Consider the following 1,038-nt stretch of genomic DNA (forward strand, 5'->3'; position numbering starts at 1 on the left):
GGCGAAGGGGCCGCGAATTTTGCCAGCCCCGCCTCTGTCGGCGGCAAGAACACGCAGTCGGTTTATATCCGATTGAGGGAAGACCTCGGCGCCCATTGCGAGAAAGCGCGCGCCGCGGGGGCAGAAATCGTTGAGGAGCCCATCGATCGTTTATACGGCGAACGGCAATATCGAGCCCGCGATCCAGAAGGCCATGTCTGGACCTTCACACAGACCGTGCGCATTGTGCCCAAAGAGGAGGCCGAGCGACTGAGCGGCCTCAGCATTGAAGGGTGGCACCGTTAGCGCGACCGTGAATTTGTTGCGCTTACTCGTGTTTGGAGCATCCGGCTCGGCCTGTTAAATCTCTGGCTGCCTGATTCGCGCGACTTGGAAAGTTGAATGCAGCGCTTTGCCGGCCGGATAATTCTGCTGTGGGGGTGGCGGCGGTCGCTGGTAGCGTTTGTCGCGGGAGCGCTCGCGGTTCTCGCCCAGGCGCCTTACGATTTCTTCGCCGTCTGTTTCGTCTCGTTTCCGGTGCTTGTCTGGCTGCTCGACGGCGCCACCGGTGAAGCCTCCGACGGCTGGCTGCGTCGCCTTCGCCCGGCTTTCGCCATCGGGTGGTGGTTCGGCTTCGGCTATTTCCTCGCCGGCCTCTGGTGGATCGGCCAGGCCCTTCTTGTCGAGGCCGACAGCTTCGCCTGGGCGCTGCCCTTCGCCGTCGTCGGCATCCCCTTTGGGCTCGCCTTCTTCTATGGTTTTGCGACGCTCGTGGCGCGGCTTTGCTGGAGCAGTGATATCGGCCGCATCGCCGCACTTGCCTTCGGCTTCGGCCTTGCGGAATGGCTGCGCGATTTCCTGTTCACCGGCTTTCCCTGGAATGCCGTCGGCTATGCCGCAATGCCGGTGCCCCTCCTGATGCAAAGCGTGTCGGTGACGGGCATGATCGGCATGAACGCGCTCGCCGTTTTTGTCTTTTCCCTGCCGGCGCTTGTCGCGGCGCGCCGGCATCTCAGGCTGGGCTTGGCCTTGTTCGTCGCTCTCGTTGCCGCTCACGTC

1 protein-coding gene and 1 pseudogene are annotated in these 1,038 nt (G+C 63.1%); both read left to right on the forward strand.

The features are described 5' to 3' along the window. Positions 1-285: VOC family protein (locus tag EOA75_RS33180; protein ID WP_127326162.1), on the forward strand; the 285-nt coding region annotated here is incomplete at its 5' end. 96 nt (positions 286-381) lie between these two features. Next, positions 382-1,038: pseudogene (locus tag EOA75_RS33185) on the forward strand (apolipoprotein N-acyltransferase); the annotation flags it as partial.

The organism is Mesorhizobium sp. M1A.F.Ca.IN.022.07.1.1 (assembly GCF_003997575.1).
In the GTDB taxonomy this organism is placed as follows: Bacteria; Pseudomonadota; Alphaproteobacteria; order Rhizobiales; family Rhizobiaceae; genus Mesorhizobium.